This is a genomic window from Acidovorax sp. FG48, from assembly GCF_057809085.1.
Genome location: NZ_JBMDJH010000023.1, coordinates 24,453 through 43,971, shown reverse-complemented (window position 1 = coordinate 43,971; position 19,519 = coordinate 24,453). Strand labels below are relative to the sequence as shown.

The following is a 19,519-nucleotide window of genomic DNA, read 5'->3' as shown; positions in this document are numbered from 1 at the left end:
ATCAAACTTGCGCGTTCAGCGCATTCCCATGGCTTGGCGGGCCACAAAATCTTTCAGCAGGCCGCTGCGCTCAAAACCCTTCATGCCCCAATTGCGCAGGGCTTGCCAGGGGGCTTCCGGGCGCGCAAACAGTTGCTGCAATCCATCGGTGGCCAAGCCCATCGCTGCCAGGGCTGCTTTTTGCTGCCGCTCATAGCGTCGCAGCAGTCGCAAGTCGGCCACGCTGCGCCAGTAGTCGCGGGTGCGCAGTACCTCGGCCAGGGCTGCCACATCAGCCAGCCCCAGATTCAACCCTTGCCCCGCCAGCGGGTGCACGTTGTGGGCTGCATCGCCTGCGAGCACCCAGCTTCGTGCAGCATTTCCGGCCGAGGTGGCGCCGCACCAGCGGTCTGCCTTGGCCAGTTGCAGCGGCCACGTTGCACGCTCTGCAATGAGTTGAACGTTGCCCAGTGTTTGCTGGCTCGCCGTCTGCAACTCTTGCGCAAAAACGTCGGCAGACAATGCCATCAGCCCGGACACCCGGTCCTCAGGAACGGACCACACCACGGCCACAGAGTTCCCCTGGGCGCCCTCCAGCGGCAAAAAAGCCAGGATGCCTTGTGGCGAAAGCCACTGGCGTGCCACCTGTCCATGCGGGTGTTCGCAGCGCACCCGCGTGGCAATCGCGTGCTGGGCATAGGGCGTCACGTCAAAGCGCACGCCAAACTCGGCCCGGGTGGTGCTGGCGCGGCCTTCGCACACCACGGTCAGGGGCGATGCCACCGGGCTGTCCACCACCTCCACCAGGGGCTGAAACCGCACAGCCTGGGCCAAGCGCTCTTCCAGCGCCGGTACATCCACGATCCAGGCGAGTGCTTCCACCCCCTGGGGAGCGGCATCGAAATGCACGCAGCCGTCCTGATCACCCTGTACCTGCATGTGCTTGACGGCAGTGGCGTGTTCAGCATCGGGCCAGCTGCGCAGCGATTCGAGCAGGCTGCGGGACGCTGCATTCAAGGCATAGGCCCGTACGTCGGCGGCCGCCGCGCTGTGTGGGCCCGGTGCGGGCACCAGGGCCACCTTCAGTCGTTCCCGTGCCAGCAACAAGGCCAAGGTTCGGCCCACGATGCCGGTGCCACGAATACAGATATCAAAGGTTGGGGCCATGAGAGGCATTGTAGGAGGGGTCTTACTCCCTGCGATGAGAGGGCAGAATTGAGGTCTGGCCTTTCTGGCCCCCTTCTTCAGGAGCCCCCGGCGTGAGTTTCCCTTCCGAGTCTGATCTGTCCGGCACCATTGCGCGGCTGTTTGTGTACCCCGTCAAATCCTGTGCGGGCATCGAGGTGCAGCAGGCGCTGCTCACCGAGACCGGGTTGGATCTGGACCGCGCCTGGATGGTGGTGGATGCGCAGGGCATGTTCCTCACCCAGCGCAGCTTGCCCCGCCTGGCGCTGATCCGGCCCCAGCTCAAGAGCGACGAAATGGTGCTGCGGGCTCCGGGCATGCTGGCGTTGCATGTGGCGATCGACGCGGTGGAAGCGCCGGCCACGGTGACCGTCTGGCGCGACACGGTCCCTGCGTGGGACATGGGCCCTGTGGCGGCGCAGTGGTTCAGCGATTTTCTGGGGCAGCCTTGCCGCCTGGTGCGGTTTGACCCAGAGCATCGGCGCCTGTCCAGCCTGGAGTGGACGGGGGGCGTGGAGGTCCCCAACCAGTTTGCCGACGGGTTTCCGCTGCTGGTGACCAGTGAGGCCTCCTTGCAGGACCTTAATGTGCGGCTTGCCGCCGAGGGGCATCCCTCCGTCGGCATGGAGCGGTTCCGGCCCAATGTGGTCTTGGCCGGAGTGGATGCCCACGACGAAGACCGTGTGGACATGATTCACGTGGAGGGCGATGGCACCGCCGACGTCCACCTGCAGCCGGTAAAGCCCTGCGCGCGATGCCCTATTCCTGACATCGACCCGGCCACAGCTGAGAGCCATCCGTCGGTGGGTGACACCCTGCGCACCTACCGCCAGGACAAGCGGCTGGACGGCGCCATCACCTTTGGCATGAACGCCATCGTGCGCAGCGGTGCGGGGCAGTGGCTGCGCGTGGGGCAACGCATGGCCGCCGATTTGCGGTTTGAATGAAGGCCTGATGCAGGCCCTCGGCAGCGGGTGCTGGGCGGGCCCGTAAAATCGGCGGTTTGTCTCCAGAACACCAGAAAGCCCTGCCATGAGCCTCCAATGCGGCATCGTGGGCCTGCCCAACGTCGGCAAGTCCACCCTTTTCAACGCGCTGACCAAGGCTGGTATTGCCGCCGAGAACTATCCCTTCTGCACCATCGAGCCCAATGTGGGCGTGGTGGAAGTGCCGGACCCCCGCCTCCAGCAACTGGCCGAGATCATCTCGCCCGAGCGCATCGTCCCAGCCATCGTCGAGTTTGTGGACATTGCCGGCCTGGTGGCTGGCGCCAGCCAGGGGGAAGGCCTGGGCAACCAGTTCCTGGCCCACATCCGCGAAACCGACGCCATCGTCAACGTGGTGCGCTGCTTTGAAGACGACAACGTGATCCACGTGGCAGGCCGTGTGGACCCGATCTCGGACATCGAAGTGATCCAGACCGAGCTGTGCCTGGCCGACCTGGGCACGGTCGAGAAAGCCCTGAACCGCTACACCAAGGCCGCCAAGTCGGGCAACGACAAGGATGCTGCCAAGCTGGTGGCGCTGCTCACGCGCATCCAGGCTGCCCTCAACGATGGCAAGCCTGCCCGCTCGGTCGAGATCACCAAGGAAGAGCAGCCCCTGCTCAAGTCCCTGTGCCTGATCACGGCCAAGCCCGCAATGTTCGTCGGCAACGTGAGCGAAGACGGTTTTGAGAACAACCCGTTCCTGGACCGCCTCAAGGACTACGCGGCCAGCCAGAACGCCCCTGTGGTGGCCATCTGCGCCAAGATGGAAGCCGAGATGGCCGAGATGAGCGACGAAGACCGCGACATGTTCCTGGCCGAGATGGGCCAGACCGAACCAGGCCTCGCGCGCTTGATCCGTGGCGCTTTCAAGCTGCTGGGCCTGCAGACCTACTTCACGGCGGGCGTGAAGGAAGTGCGCGCCTGGACCATCCACATCGGCGACACCGCCCCCCAGGCGGCGGGCGTGATCCACGGCGACTTCGAGCGCGGCTTCATCCGCGCGCAGACCATCGCCTTTGAGGACTTCATTGCCTACAAGGGCGAGCAGGGGGCCAAGGATGCCGGCAAGATGCGCGCCGAAGGCAAGGAGTACGTGGTCAAGGACGGTGATGTGCTGAACTTCCTGTTCAACGTCTGACCGCCCCCCAGACCCGTGTGGGTCTGCCGTGCTCCCCGCCATCCCTGTCTGCCCTTGGGCTGGCAGGGATTTTTTCTGGCGATGCCGCGTTCGATCCCGCGGCTGTCCACCCATTCACCCGTTCTGGGTTTTTTGCGCATGAATACCGGAATCCTCTACGCCGCCCTGGCCTATGTCGCCTGGGGATTGTTCCCGCTGTACTTCAAGCAGGTGGCCGATGTGCCCTCGCTGGAGGTGGTGATGCACCGCACGCTGTGGTCGCTGGCCGTGGTCCTGGGGCTGCTGGCGGTGCGCAGGCAATGGGCATGGATGGCGTCGGTGGTGCGCCAGCCGCGTGTGCTGGGGGCCTTTGCGCTGTCGGCAGTGCTGCTGTCGGGCAACTGGCTGACCTACGTGTGGGCCGTGCAGAACCACCATGTGGTCGATGCGAGCCTGGGGTATTTCATCTTGCCGCTGGTGAATGTGGCGCTGGGCTTCGTGTTCCTGCGCGAGCGCCCCCGGCCTGGGCAATGGCTGGCCGTGGCGGTTGCTGCGGCTGGTGTGCTGTGGCTGGCCGTGCAGGCAGGGCGCCTGCCCTGGATCGCGCTCGTGCTGGCCCTGACTTTCGGGTTCTATGGCCTGTTGCGCAAGGTCGCGGTGCTGGGCGCGCTGGAGGGACTCACCCTGGAAACCTTGATGCTGGCGCCGGTGGCGGCCGTGGTGCTGGCGTGGTGGAGCTGGCAAGGGCAGGGCGCTCTGGTGCAAGGGGACCTGTCCACGGTGGGGTGGCTATTGTTGGCCGGGCCCATGACCGCCATTCCTTTGTTGCTGTTTGCCGCCGGTGCCCGGCGCATTCCCATGTCCACGCTGGGCATCCTGCAATATATCTCTCCCAGCCTGCAGTTTGCGTTGGGCGTCTGGGTTTACAACGAGGCCTTTCAGCCTGCGCGTCTGGTGGGCTTTGTACTGATCTGGGCGGCGCTGGTGGTGTACAGCGTGGAGGGCTGGTGGGCGCGCCAGCGGGCGGTGCTCGCATAGCACGCCTGCGGGTGGACGGTTGTCGCCTGGGCTACTGGAAAACGCGCAGATCGATTTTGTCAGCCACGCGTAAGATCCTGCGATTTGTCTGACGGGTGCCGCATGTGTGTTGCTGCGCCACCTTTCCTTCCTCTTCCAGGCCTGAGCCCGCCACCACATGCTTTTTGGACGCAAAAACCTGTTTTCGGCGACGGATGCCTTCCCGTTGACCGATGCCGTGCTGGAGTTCGACGATTCTTCGTCGGTGGCCGTCCGACCTGGACGGCGCGCGCTGGACGGCTTTGGCCCCCGGGGCGAACGCAGCGCTTCGTCCAAGTGGTGGGCCGTGGCAGGGCTGATTGGCTTGTATGCGGTGGCCCTCGCAGGGTTTTACGCCCTGGGCGTGGTGGGGGCTCAGGTGCTGTGGGTACTGGCTGGCCTCACGGCTGCGGGCTTTGCCGTGTTCGGTGCCGTGTTCCGGTCGGGCTTGCAGCGCAAGCTCAGGCTGCGCCACCTGAAGCTGGGCATCGTGACCACGGCCATCAGCGGCATGCTGGTGGTGTTTTATCTGGAGCCGGTCACGCAGATTCTGTTGGCACCGTTCATGTTCGTGGCAGTGGCCTACGGCATCTTCACCGTGCCCCGGCGCACGCTGCTGGTGCTGACGGCCGCTGTGTTGTGCGCCTATGCGGCGGTGATTGCTGCTCACTATGCAGAGCAGGGCAACGACGCCCTGTTGCGGCTGGAGCTGATGCACCTGTTGGCGCTGGCCGTATCGGTGCCGGCGTTCATCGTGCTCATGGGCCGCGTGCAGCGGCTGTACCGCAGCCTGTACCAGGCCAGCCGCAAGATCAAGAACATCCAGGAAGACGCGCAGCGCGACACCTTGCTGGGCTGCTTCAACCGCCGCTACATCCTGGCGGCGCTCGAAGAACAAAAGCAGCTGGCCGATGAAAGCGGGATTCCGCTGTGCCTGGCCGTGCTGGACATCGACCACTTCAAACGCATCAACGACGAGCTGGGTCACCTCGGGGGCGACGAGGTGTTGCGCACCTTTGCCCGCATTGCGCAGCAGGGTGTGCGCGGTGGCGACGTGTTTGGGCGGTATGGCGGGGAAGAGTTCTTGCTGATCTTCCCTGCCACCTCGCTGCTGCCCTCGCTCAACACCTGTGAGCGCATACGGGCCCAGGTCGAGTCGCACGCCTGGACGGGCCTGCTCAAAGGCCGCGTGACGGTCTCCATCGGCGTGACGCAGTATGTGCTGGGCGAGTCGGTGCTGGAGTTCTTCTCGCGGGCAGACACCGCCATGTACATGGCCAAGGAGGGCGGGCGCAACCAGGTGGTGGTCGAGGAGCCGATTGCCAAGGGCGACTCGCAGATGTCGGACTTGTCGATTCCCAGCAGCCACGCGTTCTTGTAAGGACTCGCCCGCATGGGCGCACAAGCCCCCGGGTGCCCTGCGCATCGGAGGCATCGACCCACCATGAGTCCAACGCCAAAGCCAATTGCAGCAGAGCTCTGACCGGCAACCTAAATCGCCAGATGACCAGGCATGAAATACAGCAGCACGCTGGTCATCGCCAGATAGCGCAGAAACTTGCCCACTGCCATATAGGCCAGGCATTGCCAGAACGGCAGCTTGAGCCAGCCGGCCACCGCGCACAGCGGGTCGCCCACCACCGGCAGCCAGCTCAGCAGGCAGGCGCGCGCGCCAAAGCGCTTGAGCCAGTTCAGTGCCTGTACCTCGGTGGCACTGCCGCGCGCCTTGTCCACGGCCTTGTGCGCCCCCAGACCCATCCACCAGCTCACGCTGCCGCCCAGGGTGTTGCCCACGGTGGCGACCAGGATGGCAGGCCAGAACAGGTCCGGGTTGAGCTTGATCAGGCCAAACACGGCGGGCTCGGAGCCCAGTGGCAGCAGCGTGGCCGAAACAAACGACACCACAAAGACCGTGCTCAGCCCGAACTGCGGCAGGGCCAGCCATTCGAGCAGCTGGTGCATCCAGATTTCCATAGCGGTTGAGTGTAGGGGGCTGCCAGGGCTCCGTTGGCCCCTGGGGGATCTGTCCTACAGCGGCGCGCGCCATCGGCGCATGGCCGGGCTGGAGGGGCTTCTGTATCGTGAAAACACATTGGCCCTGAATGACACACCCAGGAGGTCGCCCATGCTGGCATTGCTCACCACGCCCACTCCCCGCCGCTTGAATCCCATCGCTGCCATGCCGCCAGCGACCCGCTGGTCGTCCGTGGCCGTGGCCTTGCTGCTGTCGGCGTGTGCGCACAGCCCCCAGGCCGCGGTGCCTACCCCGGGACTGCAAATCGGGGTCATGCCGTGGGAGCAGATGGCCATCTCGCCCTGCGACAAGGAGCCCACCGCAAGGCCCGCGCTGGAGCGTATTGGCCGTGAGCTGCAGTCCCAAGGGATGGCATTGGAGGCCACCTGCAACGCTGCCAGCGGGGGCTGGGTGGTGCAGGTGCAGGTGGTGGATGGCACCAAGGCCCACAAGGTGGTGCGCGGGCCGCTGGCCGACGGGCAAGCGGTGGACATGGGCACCCCGGCGGGCGCTGCACGATCCGAGGCCGCAGCGGGAGCCACGGGTTTTTCCCCCGATGTGTTGTACAACCGCCAGTGGCTGCGTGCGCTCATGGCGCGCCACCAGTTCGACAACCTGCCGGATGCCTGGTGGCATTTCGCGCAGCGGGGTCTGCCGCCCGCGCAGGCTGCAGACACCGATCTCGCCGCACGGTGAAGTGAGGCTCTGTCCCCGGGGCACCTGACCTCAGGGGGAGGTTAGAGGGCGCAGGCCCATAGCGGTCCGTCAATGGAGCCTTGGCCGCAGATAGAAAGCGCGTGCACCCCATTTCAGTTGCTGAAATTTTGAGCAGGTACAATCCCGCCTCCTTTTTCAGCATCTTTTGCTGCCTCCCCGCTTCCTACCCCGCCCATGCAAATCGGCCACATTCCTTTGGCGAACCGGTTGTTCGTCGCCCCGATGGCGGGCGTCACCGACCGGCCGTTCCGCCAGCTGTGCAAGGCGCTAGGGGCAGGCTATGCGGTGAGTGAGATGGTGACCTCGCGCAAGGACTTGTGGAACAGCCTCAAGACCTCGCGCCGGGCCAACCATGAAGGGGAGCCGGGGCCCATTGCCGTGCAGATTGCCGGCACCGATGCGCCGATGATGGCCGAAGCAGCGGTCTACAACGTGGAGCGCGGCGCGCAGATCATCGACATCAACATGGGCTGTCCGGCCAAGAAGGTCTGCAACAAATGGGCGGGCTCTGCGCTGATGCAGAACGAAGCCCTGGCGGTGGAGATTGCCGCTGCCGTGGTCGAGGCCTGCGCTCCCTACAACGTGCCCGTCACGCTGAAGATGCGCACCGGCTGGTGCCAGGAGCACAAGAACGCTGTGCAGCTTGCGCGCCAGTTCGAGGCCGTGGGCATCCAGATGCTCACGGTGCACGGCCGCACACGCGAGCAGGGCTACAAAGGTCAAGCCGAGTACGACACCATCGCAGCCGTCAAGGCGGCGGTGAAAGTGCCCGTGGTCGCCAACGGCGACATCACCTCGCCCGAAAAGGCGCGCGACGTGCTGGCCGCCACCGGCGCCGACGCGATCATGATCGGCCGCGCTGCCCAGGGCCGGCCGTGGATCTTCCGCGAGATCGGCCACTTTCTGGCCACGGGCGAACACCTGGCACCGCCGCTGGTGGCCGAGGTGCGCCGCCTGCTGCTGGACCACCTGCACGACCACTACAGCCTGTACGGCGAGCTGACCGGGGTGCGCAGTGCGCGCAAGCACATTGCCTGGTACCTGCGCGCGCTGCCCGGCGGCGAGGCCCTGCGGGCACACATCAATACGATCGAAGACTGCACCACGCAGTGGCAGGCCGTGGCCGACTACCTGGACGCCCTGGGCCAGCAGATGGACCGCCTGCCTGCCGCCACCGACGTGGATGCCGACACAGAAGAACAAGAGGGATTGGCTGCATGAGCAAGAAACACATAGAAGAATGCGTGCGCGAGAGCCTGCAGGGCTACTTTCGCGACCTGGGCGGCGAGACGCCCGATGGCATGTACGACATGCTGGTGCGTGTGGTCGAAAGGCCGCTGCTGGAAGTCGTGATGCAGCAAGCCGACAACAACCAGTCGCGCGCCGCCGAATGGCTGGGCCTGAACCGCAACACCCTGCGCAAGAAGCTGGTCGAGCACAAGCTGCTCTAAGAGACTGAGAGTCTCTTGTCCGAACCCGCCATGCACGCCAAAACACTCCGGCTCGTCGTTCCAAATGCTCGCCATAGCCTGAGCTATGGCTGTGCTTTGCGCCTAGATCCGAAGCGTTTTCGCACGCCTTTCGGGCTCGGCCAAAAAACTCTCAGCCTCTGACTGCTCTACAAGATATACAACTACTAAATTAATAGCTGCCAGCGCATGATGCACTAGCGCTACAGCCCGTTTTTATTCAAAACCTCCGCACCACCACCATGAACGCACTCCTCTCCGTCTCTGACAAGACCGGCATCGTCGAATTCGCGCAAGCGCTGCACGCGCTGGGCATCAAGCTGCTGTCCACCGGCGGCACCGCCAAGCTGCTGGCCGACAAGGGCCTGCCCGTGACCGAAGTGGCCGAGGTCACGCAATTCCCCGAAATGCTCGACGGCCGCGTGAAGACGCTGCACCCCAAGGTGCACGGCGGCCTGCTGGCCCGCCGCGAGCTGCCCGAACACATGGCCGCGCTGAAGGAGCACGGTATCGACACCATCGACCTGCTCGTGGTCAACCTGTATCCCTTTGAAGCCACCGTGGCCAAGGCCGGCTGCACGCTGGCAGACGCCATCGAGAACATCGACATCGGCGGCCCCGCCATGGTGCGCAGCGCCGCCAAGAACTGGAAGGACGTGGGCGTGATCACCTCGGCCGACCAGTACGACGCCGTGCTGGCCGAACTGAAGGCCGGTGGCAAGCTCAGCGACAAGCTGCGCTTTGCACTGTCGGTGGCCGCGTTCAACCGCATCGCCCAGTACGACGGCGCTATCAGCGACTACCTCTCGTCCGTCATGTTCGAAGAAGACAAGCTGTCGGAAACCTACGTGCCCACGCGCACCCAGTTCCCCGGCCAGAGCAACGGCATCTTCACCAAGATGCAGGACCTGCGCTACGGCGAAAACAGCCACCAGCAGGCTGCGCTGTACCGCGACCTGCACCCTGCACCCGGCTCGCTGGTCACCGGCGTGCAGCTGCAGGGCAAGGAGCTGAGCTACAACAACATCGCCGACGCCGATGCCGCGTGGGAATGCGTGAAGAGCTTTGAAGCCGCGGCCTGCGTGATCGTCAAGCACGCCAACCCCTGCGGCGTGGCCGTGGGCCTGGACGCCCTCAGCGCATACACCAAGGCCTTCCAGACCGACCCGACCAGCGCTTTCGGCGGCATCATCGCCTTCAACCGCGTGGTCGACGGCGCTGCTGCAGCGCAGGTGAGCAAGCAGTTTGTCGAAGTGCTGATGGCCCCTGACTTCACCGCCGAGGCGCTGGAAATCTTCAAGGCCAAGGCCAACGTGCGCCTGCTCAAGATCGCGCTTCCCTCGACATCTTCCGCCCATGGCGGCAAGACCGACTGGGAGCGCGGCCGCAATGCCATGGACGCCAAGCGCATTGGCTCGGGCCTGCTGCTGCAGACGGCCGACAACCACGAGCTGTCTCTCATCGACCTCAAGGTCGTGACCAAGAAGCAGCCCACGCTCGAAGAGATGGAAGACCTGCTGTTCGCCTGGAAGGTCGCCAAGTACGTCAAGAGCAATGCCATCGTCTTCTGCAAGGGCGGCATGACCATGGGCGTGGGCGCCGGCCAGATGAGCCGCCTGGACTCGGCCCGCATCGCCAGCATCAAGGCGGGCCACGCAGGCCTGACCTTGCAAGGCACGGTGGTGGCGAGCGATGCGTTCTTCCCCTTCCGCGACGGCCTGGACGTGGTGGTGGATGCGGGTGCGACCTGCGTGATCCAGCCCGGTGGCTCGATGCGCGACAACGAAGTGATCGACGCTGCCAACGAGCGCGGCGTGGCCATGGTCTTCAGCGGCGTGCGCCACTTCCGCCACTGAGATGATAGGGATGGCGACGGGGCCTGCAGCGGTGCGCGTGCATGATGCACCGCGACGATGAGACCCCGCCACCCCGGCCCCGCTGGCTGGGTTGGGCCCTGATGGGGTTCATGGCGCTGGTGGTGTTGGGCATGCTCAACCTGGGCTGGCGCATGTTGCAGCCCGTGTCGGGTGCTGGCGGGCAAGACAGCGCTGCTTCACCGCCCTCCGCATCGGCCGGACTTCGCCTGGTGGAAGCATTCGATTGCCTGCGCTGCCATGGCATGGAGCGCCACTACGTCGGTCCGTCGTTTCAGCAGATTGCAGCGCGGTACCGTGACCGCGCCGACGCCGTCGATTACCTGGCCGGCAAGATCCGCAACGGCAGTGTGGGCGCGTGGGGGCGCACCGTGATGCCCCGCCACCCGCAAGTCACGGAAGCCCAGGCGCGTGAGATGGCGCAGTGGCTGGTGTCGCTGCCGGTGCCGTCCGCTGCGGCACCGGGCGCGTCGGCCTCAGAGGCCGCATCGGCGCCACGCTGACGGCGGCGGCAACCGGGGCAACAGGGGTAAGGAGCGAGATGCTCGCTGGGGCTCAGGTCCCAAAGTTCATCGGCAGGCCCACATAGTTTTCCGCCAACGACACCGAGGCCGCACGCGAGTGCACCAGGTAGTCCAGCTCCGCTTCCTGGATCTTCTGGCCGAACTCGCCGGTTTCCGGAAAGCGGTGCATCAGCGAAGTGAACCACCAGGAGAAGCGCTCGGCACGCCACACACGGCGCAGGCAGCGGTCGGAGTAGGTGTCGATGCCAACGGCTGACTTCTCTTTGTAGAACTCGGACAGCGCGGTCCACAGATAACCCACGTCGCTGGCGGCCAGGTTCAGGCCCTTGGCGCCCGTGGGTGGCACGATGTGGGCGGCATCACCGGCCAGGAACATGCGGCCAAAGCGCATGGGCTCGGCCACAAAGCTGCGCAGCGGGGCGATGCTCATCTCCAGCGCCGGACCGGTCACCAGGTTGGCGCGGGCCTCGGGGTCCAGGCGGTTGCCCAGCTCGGTCCAGAACTGGTCGATGGTCCAGTTCTCGACCTTGTCAGTCGTAGGCACCTGCACGTAGTAGCGGCTGCGCGTGGCGCTGCGCATGCTGCACAGCGCAAATCCGCGCTCGGTGTTGGCGTAGATGAGTTCGTGCGACACGGGCGGCACGTCGGCCAGCACGCCCAGCCAGCCGAAGGGATACACGCGCTCATAGGTCTTGAGCAGGTTGGCCGGAGCGCTGGCGCGGCACACGCCGTGGTAGCCGTCGCAGCCCGCGATGAAGTCACAGGCCAGCTCGTGGGTCTGGCCGTCCTTCTCGTACGTCACGCGCGGGTGCTGGCCATCAAAGTCGTGCACTTGCACATTCTGTGAGTCGTACACGGTGATCAGGCCCGCCGCTGCGCGCGCATCCATCAGGTCGCGGGTCACTTCGGTCTGGCCGTACACGGTCACGCGGCTGCCGCCGGTCAACTCGTGCAGGTCGATGCGGTGGCGCTGGCCCTTGAACAGCAGCTCGATGCCGTCGTGGGGCAGACCCTCGGCATGGGCACGGGCGCTCACGCCTGCCTGGTCCAGCAGGTCCATGCAGACCTTCTCCAGCACCCCGGCGCGGATGCGGCCGAGCACGTAGTCGGGGCTGCGCTGCTCGATGATGACGGCGTCAACGCCGGACTTGTGGAGCAACTGACCGAGCAGCAGGCCGGCGGGGCCGGCACCAATGATGGCAACCTGGGTGCGCATGGGAAACCTCTGGGAAAGGGATGTGGAAGCTGGGGAGATACCGAAAACCAATGGCCTTGAGCGTAGGTTGATCCAGATCAAAGCGATATCCGACAATGCCGATTGCGTGCGATCAGTAAATGCTTTGTGCGATGATCGCGCAGTCTCAAGGGTGGCCGATGTCTGCAATCTGGGCCGCCATGGCTCTGAGCCGCTGCAGGGTCTCCGCCAGCGCTTGTTTCCCCCCGAGTCTGTCCACCTGCAATTCACTCATCACCTCTCATGGCCTCCACCCCCATCGCCAAGGCAGACTTCATTGAAGGCATGGCCAAGGGCATGGCCGTGCTGGAAAGTTTTGACACCGAGCGCCAGCGCCTGAACGCCACCCTGGCAGCGCAACGCACGGGCCTCACGCGCGCGGCGGCGCGGCGGCACCTGTTGACGTTGGCGCACCTGGGGTACCTGGAGACGGATGGCAGCTACTTCTGGCTGGCGCCCAAGGTGCTGCGGTTCTCGGGCAGCTACCTTGCGTCTGCACGGCTGCCGCGCGTGCTGCAGCCCACGCTGAACCGGCTGGCCGCGCAAACCCAGCAGTCGTTCTCGGCGGTGGTGCTTGACGGGGATGAGGTGGTGATCGTGGCGCGCAGCGGCGTGTATGGCGCGCCGGCGCGGGTGCTGGCCTATGGCTTGCACCTGGGTGCGCGGCTGCCGGCCCACCCCACGTCCACCGGGCGGGTGTTGCTGGCGGCGCTGCCCCCGGCGGAGCTGACGGCCTGGCTCAAGAACCGGCCCCTGCACCGCCTCACGCCGCTCACCATCACGCAGGTGGGCCCGCTGCGGCAGGCGATCGCCAAGGTGCGGCGCGACGACTATTGCCTGGCGGTGGAGGAGCACGAGCTGGGCGTGCACGCGCTGGCCGTGCCGCTGCGCAACCTGCAGGGCCACACGGTGGCGGCGCTCAACGTGGTGGCATCGCCCAAGCAGATGGACGAGGGCAGTCTGCAGCGCGATATGCTGCCCCTGCTGCAGGAGGCCGCCCGCGAGTTGCGCGGACTGCTGTGAGTCTCCTCCGTTGCAAGCCTCGCCGCCATGAAAAATGGCCCTCGTGAGGGCCATTCAGTGCCAAATTGGCAGGAAGCGCTAGTGCAATATGCGCTGCTAGCTATTATTTTGAGAGCGTTTTGAACACTTCACGCGCAGCAGCCACCGTGGCTGCCACGTCGTCGGCAGTGTGGGCGGCGCTCACAAAACCGGCTTCGTACAGGGCCGGTGCAATATAGATGCCCCGGTCCAGCAGACCGTGGAACAGCTGGTTGAAGCGTGCGCTGTCGGTCTTGAGCACCTGGGCATAGTTCTGCGGCAGCTCCGGCAGCAGGAAAAAGCCGAACATGCCGCCTTCGCAGTCACCGCAGACCGGCACACCTTCAGCCTTGGCAGCCCCTTGCAGCCCATCGACCAGCGAGCGGGTGCGGGCCGACAGCGCATCGAAGAAGCCGGGCTTTTGGATCTCGCGCAGCGTGGCCAGCCCGCAAGCCGTGGCCACCGGGTTGCCCGACAGCGTGCCCGCCTGGTACACGCCGCCCAGTGGCGCAAGGTGTTCCATGATGGCGCGCGGCCCGCCAAAAGCCGCCAGCGGCATCCCGCCGCCGATCACCTTGCCCAGCACGGTGAGGTCGGGTTGGAAGCCGGGGATGCTCTTGGCGTACACGCTTTGGGCGCTGCCCAGGGCCACGCGGAAGCCCGTCATCACTTCATCCAGCACCAGCAGCGCACCGTACTCGGTGCACAGCTCGCGGCAGCGCTTCATGAAAGGCACGCTGGCGCGCACCAGGTTCATGTTGCCCGCGATGGGTTCGATCATCACGCAGGCCAGCTCCCTGCCGTGCAGGGCAAAGGCTTCTTCGAGCTGCGGGATGTTGTTGTATTCGAGCACGATGGTGTGCTGCACTACCTCTGGCGGCACACCGGCGCTGGTGGCATTGCCAAATGTGGCCAGGCCCGAGCCGGCCTTGACCAGCAGCGAGTCGGCATGGCCGTGGTAGCAGCCCTCAAACTTGATGAACTTGCTGCGACCCGTGGCGCCGCGCGCAAGGCGAATGGCGCTCATGCCCGCCTCGGTGCCCGAGCTGACGAGGCGGATCATCTCCATCGAAGGGACCAGGCTCAGGATCTCTTCGGCCAGCTCCACTTCGCGCTCGGTGGGTGCGCCAAAACTGAAGCCTTCGAGCGCGGCCTTCTGCACGGCCTCCAGCACCGCCGGGTGGCCGTGGCCCAGAATCATCGGGCCCCAGGAGCCGATGTAATCAATGAAGCGCTGGTCGTTGGCGTCCCAGAAGTAGGCGCCTTGTGCGCGTTTCACAAACCGGGGCGTTCCGCCCACCGCCTTGAAGGCCCGCACTGGCGAATTCACGCCGCCGGGGATCAGCGCCTTGGCGCGTTCGAACAGGGGGATATTGAGATCAGTGCTTGGTGTCATGGGGTGGCATCACAAAACCCTCCAGGGCCTGTGTTTCGTCAATCGTGGGTTCTTCTTCGTCGCCGTCGGTCTCTTCGTCCTCGGGCTGCGCCCAGAACATGCGGTCGGGCACGATGTGCCCCATGCCGGGGCGAAAGCCTGCATCCAGGCAGCGGTCCAAGTAGCCCAGCGCTTCGCTGGTGGCTTCGCCCAGATCGTTGCCGGCGGCCACCAGGGCGGTTAGGGCTGCCGACAGGGTGTCGCCTGCGCCGGAGAAGGTGGCATCGAACAGCTCGAACTTGCCGCTACCCAGCACGGTCTGGGGCGAGGCCAGTACGTTCTCGACAAACTGCTCGGGCAAGGGGATGCCAGTGACTAATGTGTAAGGCACGCCCATCTCGGAGGCTGCGCGGGCAATGTCGCGCGCGGTGGGGCTGCGCCCGCCCGTCCAGTCCGGCAGCAGCCAGCGCCACAACGTGCTGTGGTTTCCAACCAACACCGAGGTCTGGGGCAGCAGCAGCTCGCGGAAGGCGTCGAGGTACTCGTCGATCAGCTCGTCGCGCCACCAGGACAGGTTGGGCATGTAGGCGATCACGGGGACTTCGTCATAGTCGGTCGTGATCTCGGCAATGGTGCTTATGTTCTCGGGGCTGCCGACAAAGCCGACCTTGATCGCCTGCACGGGCAGGTCTTCCAGCACCGCGCGTGCCTGCTCGGACACCGCCTCGTCGTCGAAGCTGAAGTGGTCAAAAATCTGAGCCGTGTCGCGGGCATAGGCTCCGGTGACCACGGCGATCGGGTGTCCGCCGACGGAGGCGATGGTGGTGATGTCGGCGGTCAGTCCGCCCGCTCCACTGGGGTCGCTGGCGTTGAAGACCAGCACACAGGCCGGGCTCGCTTCCTCCGCGTCATCGTCGTCAATATCTGGGATTTCAGAGGGGGGAAGGGAGGCTTTGGTGGTCATGGACCAGATCCTGCTGGAGGGGTGGCACGGAAGCTGCAGGTCGCGGAAATCGCTAGATACAATCGTTGCATTCTATGTGAAGGCCCTTTAAGCTGTGACCGACTTTAAAACTTGGATGTGTTTGATTTGCGGCTGGATTTATGACGAAGCGGCGGGGTCTCCCGAGCACGGCATTGCACCCGGCACGCCCTGGGATCAGGTCCCGATGAACTGGACCTGCCCAGAATGTGGCGCCCGCAAGGAAGATTTCGAGATGGTCCAGATCTGAGGCGCTCCAGCACCACTCGCTGCTGCGTTGTTTATTTTCTCCATCGGGAGCAGTGACAATTGACTACAACAGGCGCATCTTTCAAAGTGCTCGTGGTGGATGACAGCAACACCATCCGTCGAAGCGCCGAGATTTTTCTCAAGCAGGGGGGGCACGAAGTCTTGTTGGCCGACGACGGCTTTGATGCTTTGGCCAAGGTCAACGATTACCAGCCTCAGCTGATTTTCTGCGACATCCTCATGCCCAAGCTCGACGGGTACCAGACCTGCGCCATCATCAAGCGCAACGCCCGTTTTGCGGATACCCCGGTGGTCATGCTGTCCTCCAAGGACGGTGTGTTCGACAAGGCGCGTGGGCGCATGGTCGGCTGCCAGGAATATCTCACCAAGCCGTTTACCAAAGACCAGCTGTTGCAGGCCGTGCAGCAGTTTGGCAATTCCCAACAAGGAGCCCTCTAATGCCCATTCAGAAAGTATTGGTCGTCGACGACTCGAAGACCGAGTTGATGTTTTTGACGGACCTGCTTCAGAAAAAAGGCATGCAAGTCCGTACTGCAGAAAATGCCGAAGAGGCATTTCGCCGTCTGGCCGAAGAAAAGCCCGACCTCATCCTGATGGATGTGGTGATGCCCGGCCAAAACGGATTCCAGCTCACGCGTGCCATTACCCGCGACCCCCTTTACGCTGATGTGCCCATCATCATGTGCACCAGCAAGAACCAGGAAACCGATCGTGTCTGGGGCATGCGCCAAGGTGCGCGCGGCTACATCACCAAGCCGGTGGACCCCGCAGAGCTGCAGGCCAAAATCGACGCTCTGAACTAAGGCAGCGGCGCGCTCATGGCAAACCGCGAAGCCCTACGGGAGCTCCAGACCCGACTTGCCAGCCGCTTGCAGGCTGCAAGGTCCGAAGGTACGTCCGTGTCCTCCTGGCTGGCTGTAGAGTCCGCCGGGAATTTCTATTTGCTGCCCCTGGGGCAGTCCGGGGAGATCTTCCCCTGGGTGTCGGTGCAGGCCGTGCCTTACACCCAGAGCTGGTTTCTGGGCGTGGCCAACCTGCGCGGTGGCCTGGTGGGGGTGGTGGACCTGGCGGGTTTGCTCGGTTCCACCGTACCGCGCACCGAGCAAGCCTTGTCCGAGGCCAGCCTGCTCGCGTTCAACGCCGCGCTCGACGTCAATGCCGCCCTGCTGGTGGACCGCTTGGCCGGGCTGCGCGGCACGGACGCGTTTGTGTCGTCCGAACCGCCGGCCGAGGATTCGCCCAGCTTCTTCGGCACCACCTATATCGATTCCAGTGGCACACGCTGGCAGGAGCTGAACTTGCAGATCCTGTCCCAACATCCCGCTTTCCTGAGCATCAGTGCTTGAGTTTTTCTGTAAGGCTGCACCATGTCCGTCGTCAATCAATTTGGAAAACTGTTCAACCGGAAACCCGCCACGCCTGATACCGGCGCAGCCACCGGCGCGACCGACGATGGGCAGGACCTCCTGGCCACGGGAGCCCTGGATGGCTCGCAACTGCGCGACTCCTACCAGGCCGAAGCCATGAACAGCGTCCAGGGCGATCCCGACGACTACACGCCGGAACTGACCGCGCCCGAAGCGGAAGAAGACCTCATCAGCCTGCCCTTGCTGGGCCGCTCGACCGCTGCCGGCCATCAGCGCCGGCTGCTGGCCTTGCTGGCCGTGGGGGTGGTGGTGCTGGCACTGATCGCCGGTTGGGTGCTGCAGCAGGCCGATCGTTCCGCGCAACAACTGGCGGCTACCGGCCAGTCGCTGATGCAGTCGCAACGTCTCGCCAAGTCGGTGTCGCAGGCGCTGGTGGGTAGTCCACAGGCGTTCCCGGACGTGGTGGAAAGCTCGGGCGTGTTGGCCCGCAACGTGCGCGCCCTGAATTCGGGTGACAACGAGCTGGGTGTGCAGTCGCTGGGCGAACCCTTCAAGCCCGATCTGGACGCCGTCAACCCCCTGATGGAGCGCGCAGAGCGCAATGCTAGCGTGGTGATGGGCCAGCAAAAGATCCTGACGCAGGTGGGTGACGCTCTGCGCACTATCAACCGCCAGTCGTCCGACCTGCTGGAAATCGCTGAAACGGTGTCGTCGCTCAAGCTGCAGCAAAACGCTCCTGCGGCCGAAATCTCTGCCGCAGGCCAGCTGGTGATGTTGACCCAGCGTATCGGTAAGTCTGCCAACGAGTTCCAGACCATGGAAGGCGTGAGCCCCGAGGCGGTGTTCCTGCTGGGCAAGGACTTGAATTCCTTCAAGGAAATCGCGCAAGGCCTGCTGGAAGGCAGCCCCGAGTTGCGCCTTTCGGCCACCAAGGATGCGCAGACCCGCGAACAACTGGAAGCCCTGATCAAGCTGTACGAACAGACCCGCACACAGGCCAGCGCTATTTTGGGCAATCTGCAAGGTCTGGTGTCTGCCCGCGAAGCGCAGTCCGCCATCATTGCCGACAGCGAACCCCTGCGCCGCCAGCTGGAAGGTCTGCAGAGCAAGCTGTCCGCCCAGACCGGTCTGGGTGCAGGCCAGTTCGCCGCGCTGGCGCTGGCAGGCTTGTTCGTGCTGCTGTGCGGTATCGGTATTTCGCGCGTTCAGCTGCTGGACAGCCGTGGCCGTCAGGCAGCTGCTGAAAACCAGCAACGCGACGCCAAGCGCCAGGAGCAGGAAGCCAAGCGCGTCAACGACGCCAACCAGGCCGCCATTTTGCGTTTGATGAACGAACTGCAATCGGTTGCTGAAGGTGACTTGACGCAAGAAGCCACGGTGACGGAAGACATCACTGGCGCTATTGCCGACTCGGTGAACTACACGGTGGAAGAGTTGCGTCAGCTGGTGGGCAGCGTGCAGAACACGGCGACCCGCGTGGCGCAGACGACCGCTCAGGTGGACAACACCTCGACCGAGCTGCTGGCGGCATCGACCGAGCAGCTGCGCGAAATTCGCGAAACCGGCCGCTCCGTTCTGGACATGGCGACCCGAATCAACGAGGTGTCCACACAGGCGCAAGAGTCCGCCACGGTGGCCCGTCAGTCGCTGCAAGCTGCTGACTCGGGTCTGCAGGCCGTGCAGAACGCCATCGGCGGTATGAACTCCATCCGCGACCAGATCCAGGACACTTCCAAGCGGATCAAACGCCTGGGCGAATCGTCGCAGGAGATCGGTGAAATCACCGAGCTGATTTCTGACATTACCGAGCAGACGAACGTGCTGGCTCTGAACGCCGCCATTCAGGCCGCATCTGCGGGTGAAGCCGGTCGCGGCTTCTCGGTGGTGGCGGAAGAAGTGCAGCGCCTCGCTGAACGCTCCGCAGACGCTACGCGCCAGATCTCGGCGCTGGTGAAAGCCATTCAGACCGACACCCAGGACGCCGTGGCCGCTATGGAGCGCTCCACGCAGGGTGTAGTGGAAGGGGCTCGGCTGTCCGACAGCGCCGGTACCGCACTGACCGAAATCGACCGTGTGTCGCGCCGTCTGGCTGAACTGATTGAGCAGATTTCGTCTTCGACTTCCCGGGAAGCTGTTCTGGCCAACGAAGTGGCCGACAACATCCAGCACATTTTTGCGGTGACCGAACAGACGGGTGAAGGTACCCGCACGACTGCGCAGCAGGTGCGCGAGCTTTCGCACATGGCCGAAGAACTGCGCCAATCGGTGGCACGGTTCAAGATCGCCTGACGCAGCAGTTAGTCATCAACCAGCTGGCTCATTGCAG

Annotated in this window: 20 protein-coding genes; 15 read left to right on the top strand and 5 right to left on the bottom strand. The window is 64.6% G+C overall.

What is annotated here, in order from left to right; genetic code table 11:
* Positions 1 to 15: 15 nt before the first annotated feature.
* A complete protein-coding gene (locus tag ACODSU_RS22285) occupies positions 16 to 1,155 on the bottom strand; it encodes an FAD-dependent monooxygenase (RefSeq protein WP_488844861.1) in 1,140 nt (379 codons plus the stop codon).
* An 83-nt stretch (positions 1,156 to 1,238) separates the two neighbouring features.
* On the opposite strand from ACODSU_RS22285, the gene ACODSU_RS22280 reads away from it, so the two are divergent.
* From ACODSU_RS22280 to ACODSU_RS22265, 4 genes are all read left to right on the top strand, one after another.
* Positions 1,239 to 2,111: an MOSC domain-containing protein gene (locus tag ACODSU_RS22280; protein WP_110960204.1), complete on the top strand. Its 873-nt coding sequence runs from the start codon at positions 1,239 to 1,241 to the stop codon at positions 2,109 to 2,111.
* Between the two features lie 85 nt (positions 2,112 to 2,196).
* Entirely contained in the window at positions 2,197 to 3,291 is a 1,095-nt protein-coding gene (gene ychF / locus ACODSU_RS22275) for a redox-regulated ATPase YchF (protein WP_488844859.1), read from the top strand.
* A 138-nt stretch (positions 3,292 to 3,429) separates the two neighbouring features.
* Positions 3,430 to 4,308, top strand: a complete 879-nt coding sequence (gene rarD, locus ACODSU_RS22270) for an EamA family transporter RarD (RefSeq protein WP_309822117.1) — start codon at positions 3,430 to 3,432, stop codon at positions 4,306 to 4,308.
* Between the two features lie 157 nt (positions 4,309 to 4,465).
* A complete protein-coding gene (locus tag ACODSU_RS22265) occupies positions 4,466 to 5,707 on the top strand; it encodes a GGDEF domain-containing protein (RefSeq protein WP_488844857.1) in 1,242 nt (413 codons plus the stop codon).
* A 110-nt stretch (positions 5,708 to 5,817) separates the two neighbouring features.
* Here the strand turns inward: ACODSU_RS22265 and ACODSU_RS22260 are convergent, their stop codons facing one another.
* Positions 5,818 to 6,300, bottom strand: coding sequence for a YqaA family protein (locus tag ACODSU_RS22260; RefSeq protein WP_295942497.1), 483 nt, complete (start codon positions 6,298 to 6,300; stop codon positions 5,818 to 5,820).
* A 151-nt stretch (positions 6,301 to 6,451) separates the two neighbouring features.
* Between ACODSU_RS22260 and ACODSU_RS22255 the strand changes: the two genes are divergently transcribed.
* The 5 genes from ACODSU_RS22255 (at position 6,452) to ACODSU_RS22235 (ending at position 10,903) form a co-directional block, all read left to right on the top strand.
* Positions 6,452 to 7,036, top strand: a complete 585-nt coding sequence (locus tag ACODSU_RS22255; RefSeq protein WP_488844855.1) for a M15 family metallopeptidase — start codon at positions 6,452 to 6,454, stop codon at positions 7,034 to 7,036.
* A gap of 195 nt (positions 7,037 to 7,231) precedes the next feature.
* The gene (gene dusB, locus ACODSU_RS22250; RefSeq protein ID WP_295942493.1) at positions 7,232 to 8,278 is read left to right on the top strand and encodes a tRNA dihydrouridine synthase DusB; all 1,047 of its coding nucleotides are present in this window, start codon (positions 7,232 to 7,234) and stop codon (positions 8,276 to 8,278) included.
* The gene (locus ACODSU_RS22245; protein WP_015015597.1) at positions 8,275 to 8,508 is read left to right on the top strand and encodes a Fis family transcriptional regulator; all 234 of its coding nucleotides are present in this window, start codon (positions 8,275 to 8,277) and stop codon (positions 8,506 to 8,508) included. The genes dusB and ACODSU_RS22245 overlap by 4 nt, the downstream gene beginning before the upstream one ends.
* A 260-nt stretch (positions 8,509 to 8,768) precedes the next feature.
* The gene (gene purH, locus ACODSU_RS22240) at positions 8,769 to 10,382 is read left to right on the top strand and encodes a bifunctional phosphoribosylaminoimidazolecarboxamide formyltransferase/IMP cyclohydrolase (RefSeq protein WP_488844852.1); all 1,614 of its coding nucleotides are present in this window, start codon (positions 8,769 to 8,771) and stop codon (positions 10,380 to 10,382) included.
* Between the two features lie 41 nt (positions 10,383 to 10,423).
* Complete coding sequence (locus tag ACODSU_RS22235; RefSeq protein WP_488844850.1) at positions 10,424 to 10,903, top strand: c-type cytochrome; 480 nt, start codon at positions 10,424 to 10,426, stop codon at positions 10,901 to 10,903.
* A 52-nt stretch (positions 10,904 to 10,955) separates the two neighbouring features.
* On the opposite strand, the gene pobA is transcribed toward ACODSU_RS22235, so the two are convergent.
* Positions 10,956 to 12,140, bottom strand: coding sequence for a 4-hydroxybenzoate 3-monooxygenase (gene pobA / locus ACODSU_RS22230; RefSeq protein WP_488844848.1), 1,185 nt, complete (start codon positions 12,138 to 12,140; stop codon positions 10,956 to 10,958).
* A 261-nt stretch (positions 12,141 to 12,401) separates the two neighbouring features.
* Here pobA and ACODSU_RS22225 point away from each other — a divergent pair, with 261 nt between their 5' ends.
* The gene (locus tag ACODSU_RS22225) at positions 12,402 to 13,181 is read left to right on the top strand and encodes an IclR family transcriptional regulator domain-containing protein (RefSeq protein ID WP_488844846.1); all 780 of its coding nucleotides are present in this window, start codon (positions 12,402 to 12,404) and stop codon (positions 13,179 to 13,181) included.
* Positions 13,182 to 13,284: 103 nt separating this feature from the next.
* Here ACODSU_RS22225 and hemL read toward each other — a convergent pair whose 3' ends face one another.
* Together hemL and thiD are read right to left on the bottom strand one after the other, a co-directional pair.
* Positions 13,285 to 14,595 (bottom strand): glutamate-1-semialdehyde 2,1-aminomutase, encoded by a 1,311-nt coding sequence (gene hemL / locus ACODSU_RS22220; RefSeq protein WP_488844845.1) that lies wholly within the window; start codon positions 14,593 to 14,595, stop codon positions 13,285 to 13,287.
* Positions 14,579 to 15,538 carry a bifunctional hydroxymethylpyrimidine kinase/phosphomethylpyrimidine kinase gene (thiD, locus tag ACODSU_RS22215; RefSeq protein WP_488844843.1) on the bottom strand — a complete coding sequence of 320 codons (960 nt, stop codon included), beginning with the start codon at positions 15,536 to 15,538 and terminating at the stop codon, positions 14,579 to 14,581. Before thiD ends, hemL begins: the two co-directional genes overlap by 17 nt.
* Before the next feature lie 94 nt (positions 15,539 to 15,632).
* On the opposite strand from thiD, the gene ACODSU_RS22210 reads away from it, so the two are divergent.
* The 5 genes from ACODSU_RS22210 to ACODSU_RS22190 are packed head-to-tail and all read left to right on the top strand — an operon-like array spanning position 15,633 to position 19,482.
* Positions 15,633 to 15,806 (top strand): rubredoxin, encoded by a 174-nt coding sequence (locus ACODSU_RS22210; protein WP_082753119.1) that lies wholly within the window; start codon positions 15,633 to 15,635, stop codon positions 15,804 to 15,806.
* A 59-nt stretch (positions 15,807 to 15,865) separates the two neighbouring features.
* A complete protein-coding gene (locus ACODSU_RS22205) occupies positions 15,866 to 16,264 on the top strand; it encodes a response regulator (protein WP_060984016.1) in 399 nt (132 codons plus the stop codon).
* A complete protein-coding gene (locus tag ACODSU_RS22200) occupies positions 16,264 to 16,629 on the top strand; it encodes a response regulator (protein ID WP_005796104.1) in 366 nt (121 codons plus the stop codon). The genes ACODSU_RS22205 and ACODSU_RS22200 overlap by 1 nt, the downstream gene beginning before the upstream one ends.
* Positions 16,630 to 16,644: 15 nt before the next feature.
* Positions 16,645 to 17,172: a chemotaxis protein CheW gene (locus tag ACODSU_RS22195; RefSeq protein ID WP_209818234.1), complete on the top strand. Its 528-nt coding sequence runs from the start codon at positions 16,645 to 16,647 to the stop codon at positions 17,170 to 17,172.
* 21 nt (positions 17,173 to 17,193) lie between these two features.
* Complete coding sequence (locus ACODSU_RS22190; RefSeq protein WP_295942471.1) at positions 17,194 to 19,482, top strand: methyl-accepting chemotaxis protein; 2,289 nt, start codon at positions 17,194 to 17,196, stop codon at positions 19,480 to 19,482.
* Positions 19,483 to 19,519 lie beyond the last annotated feature (37 nt).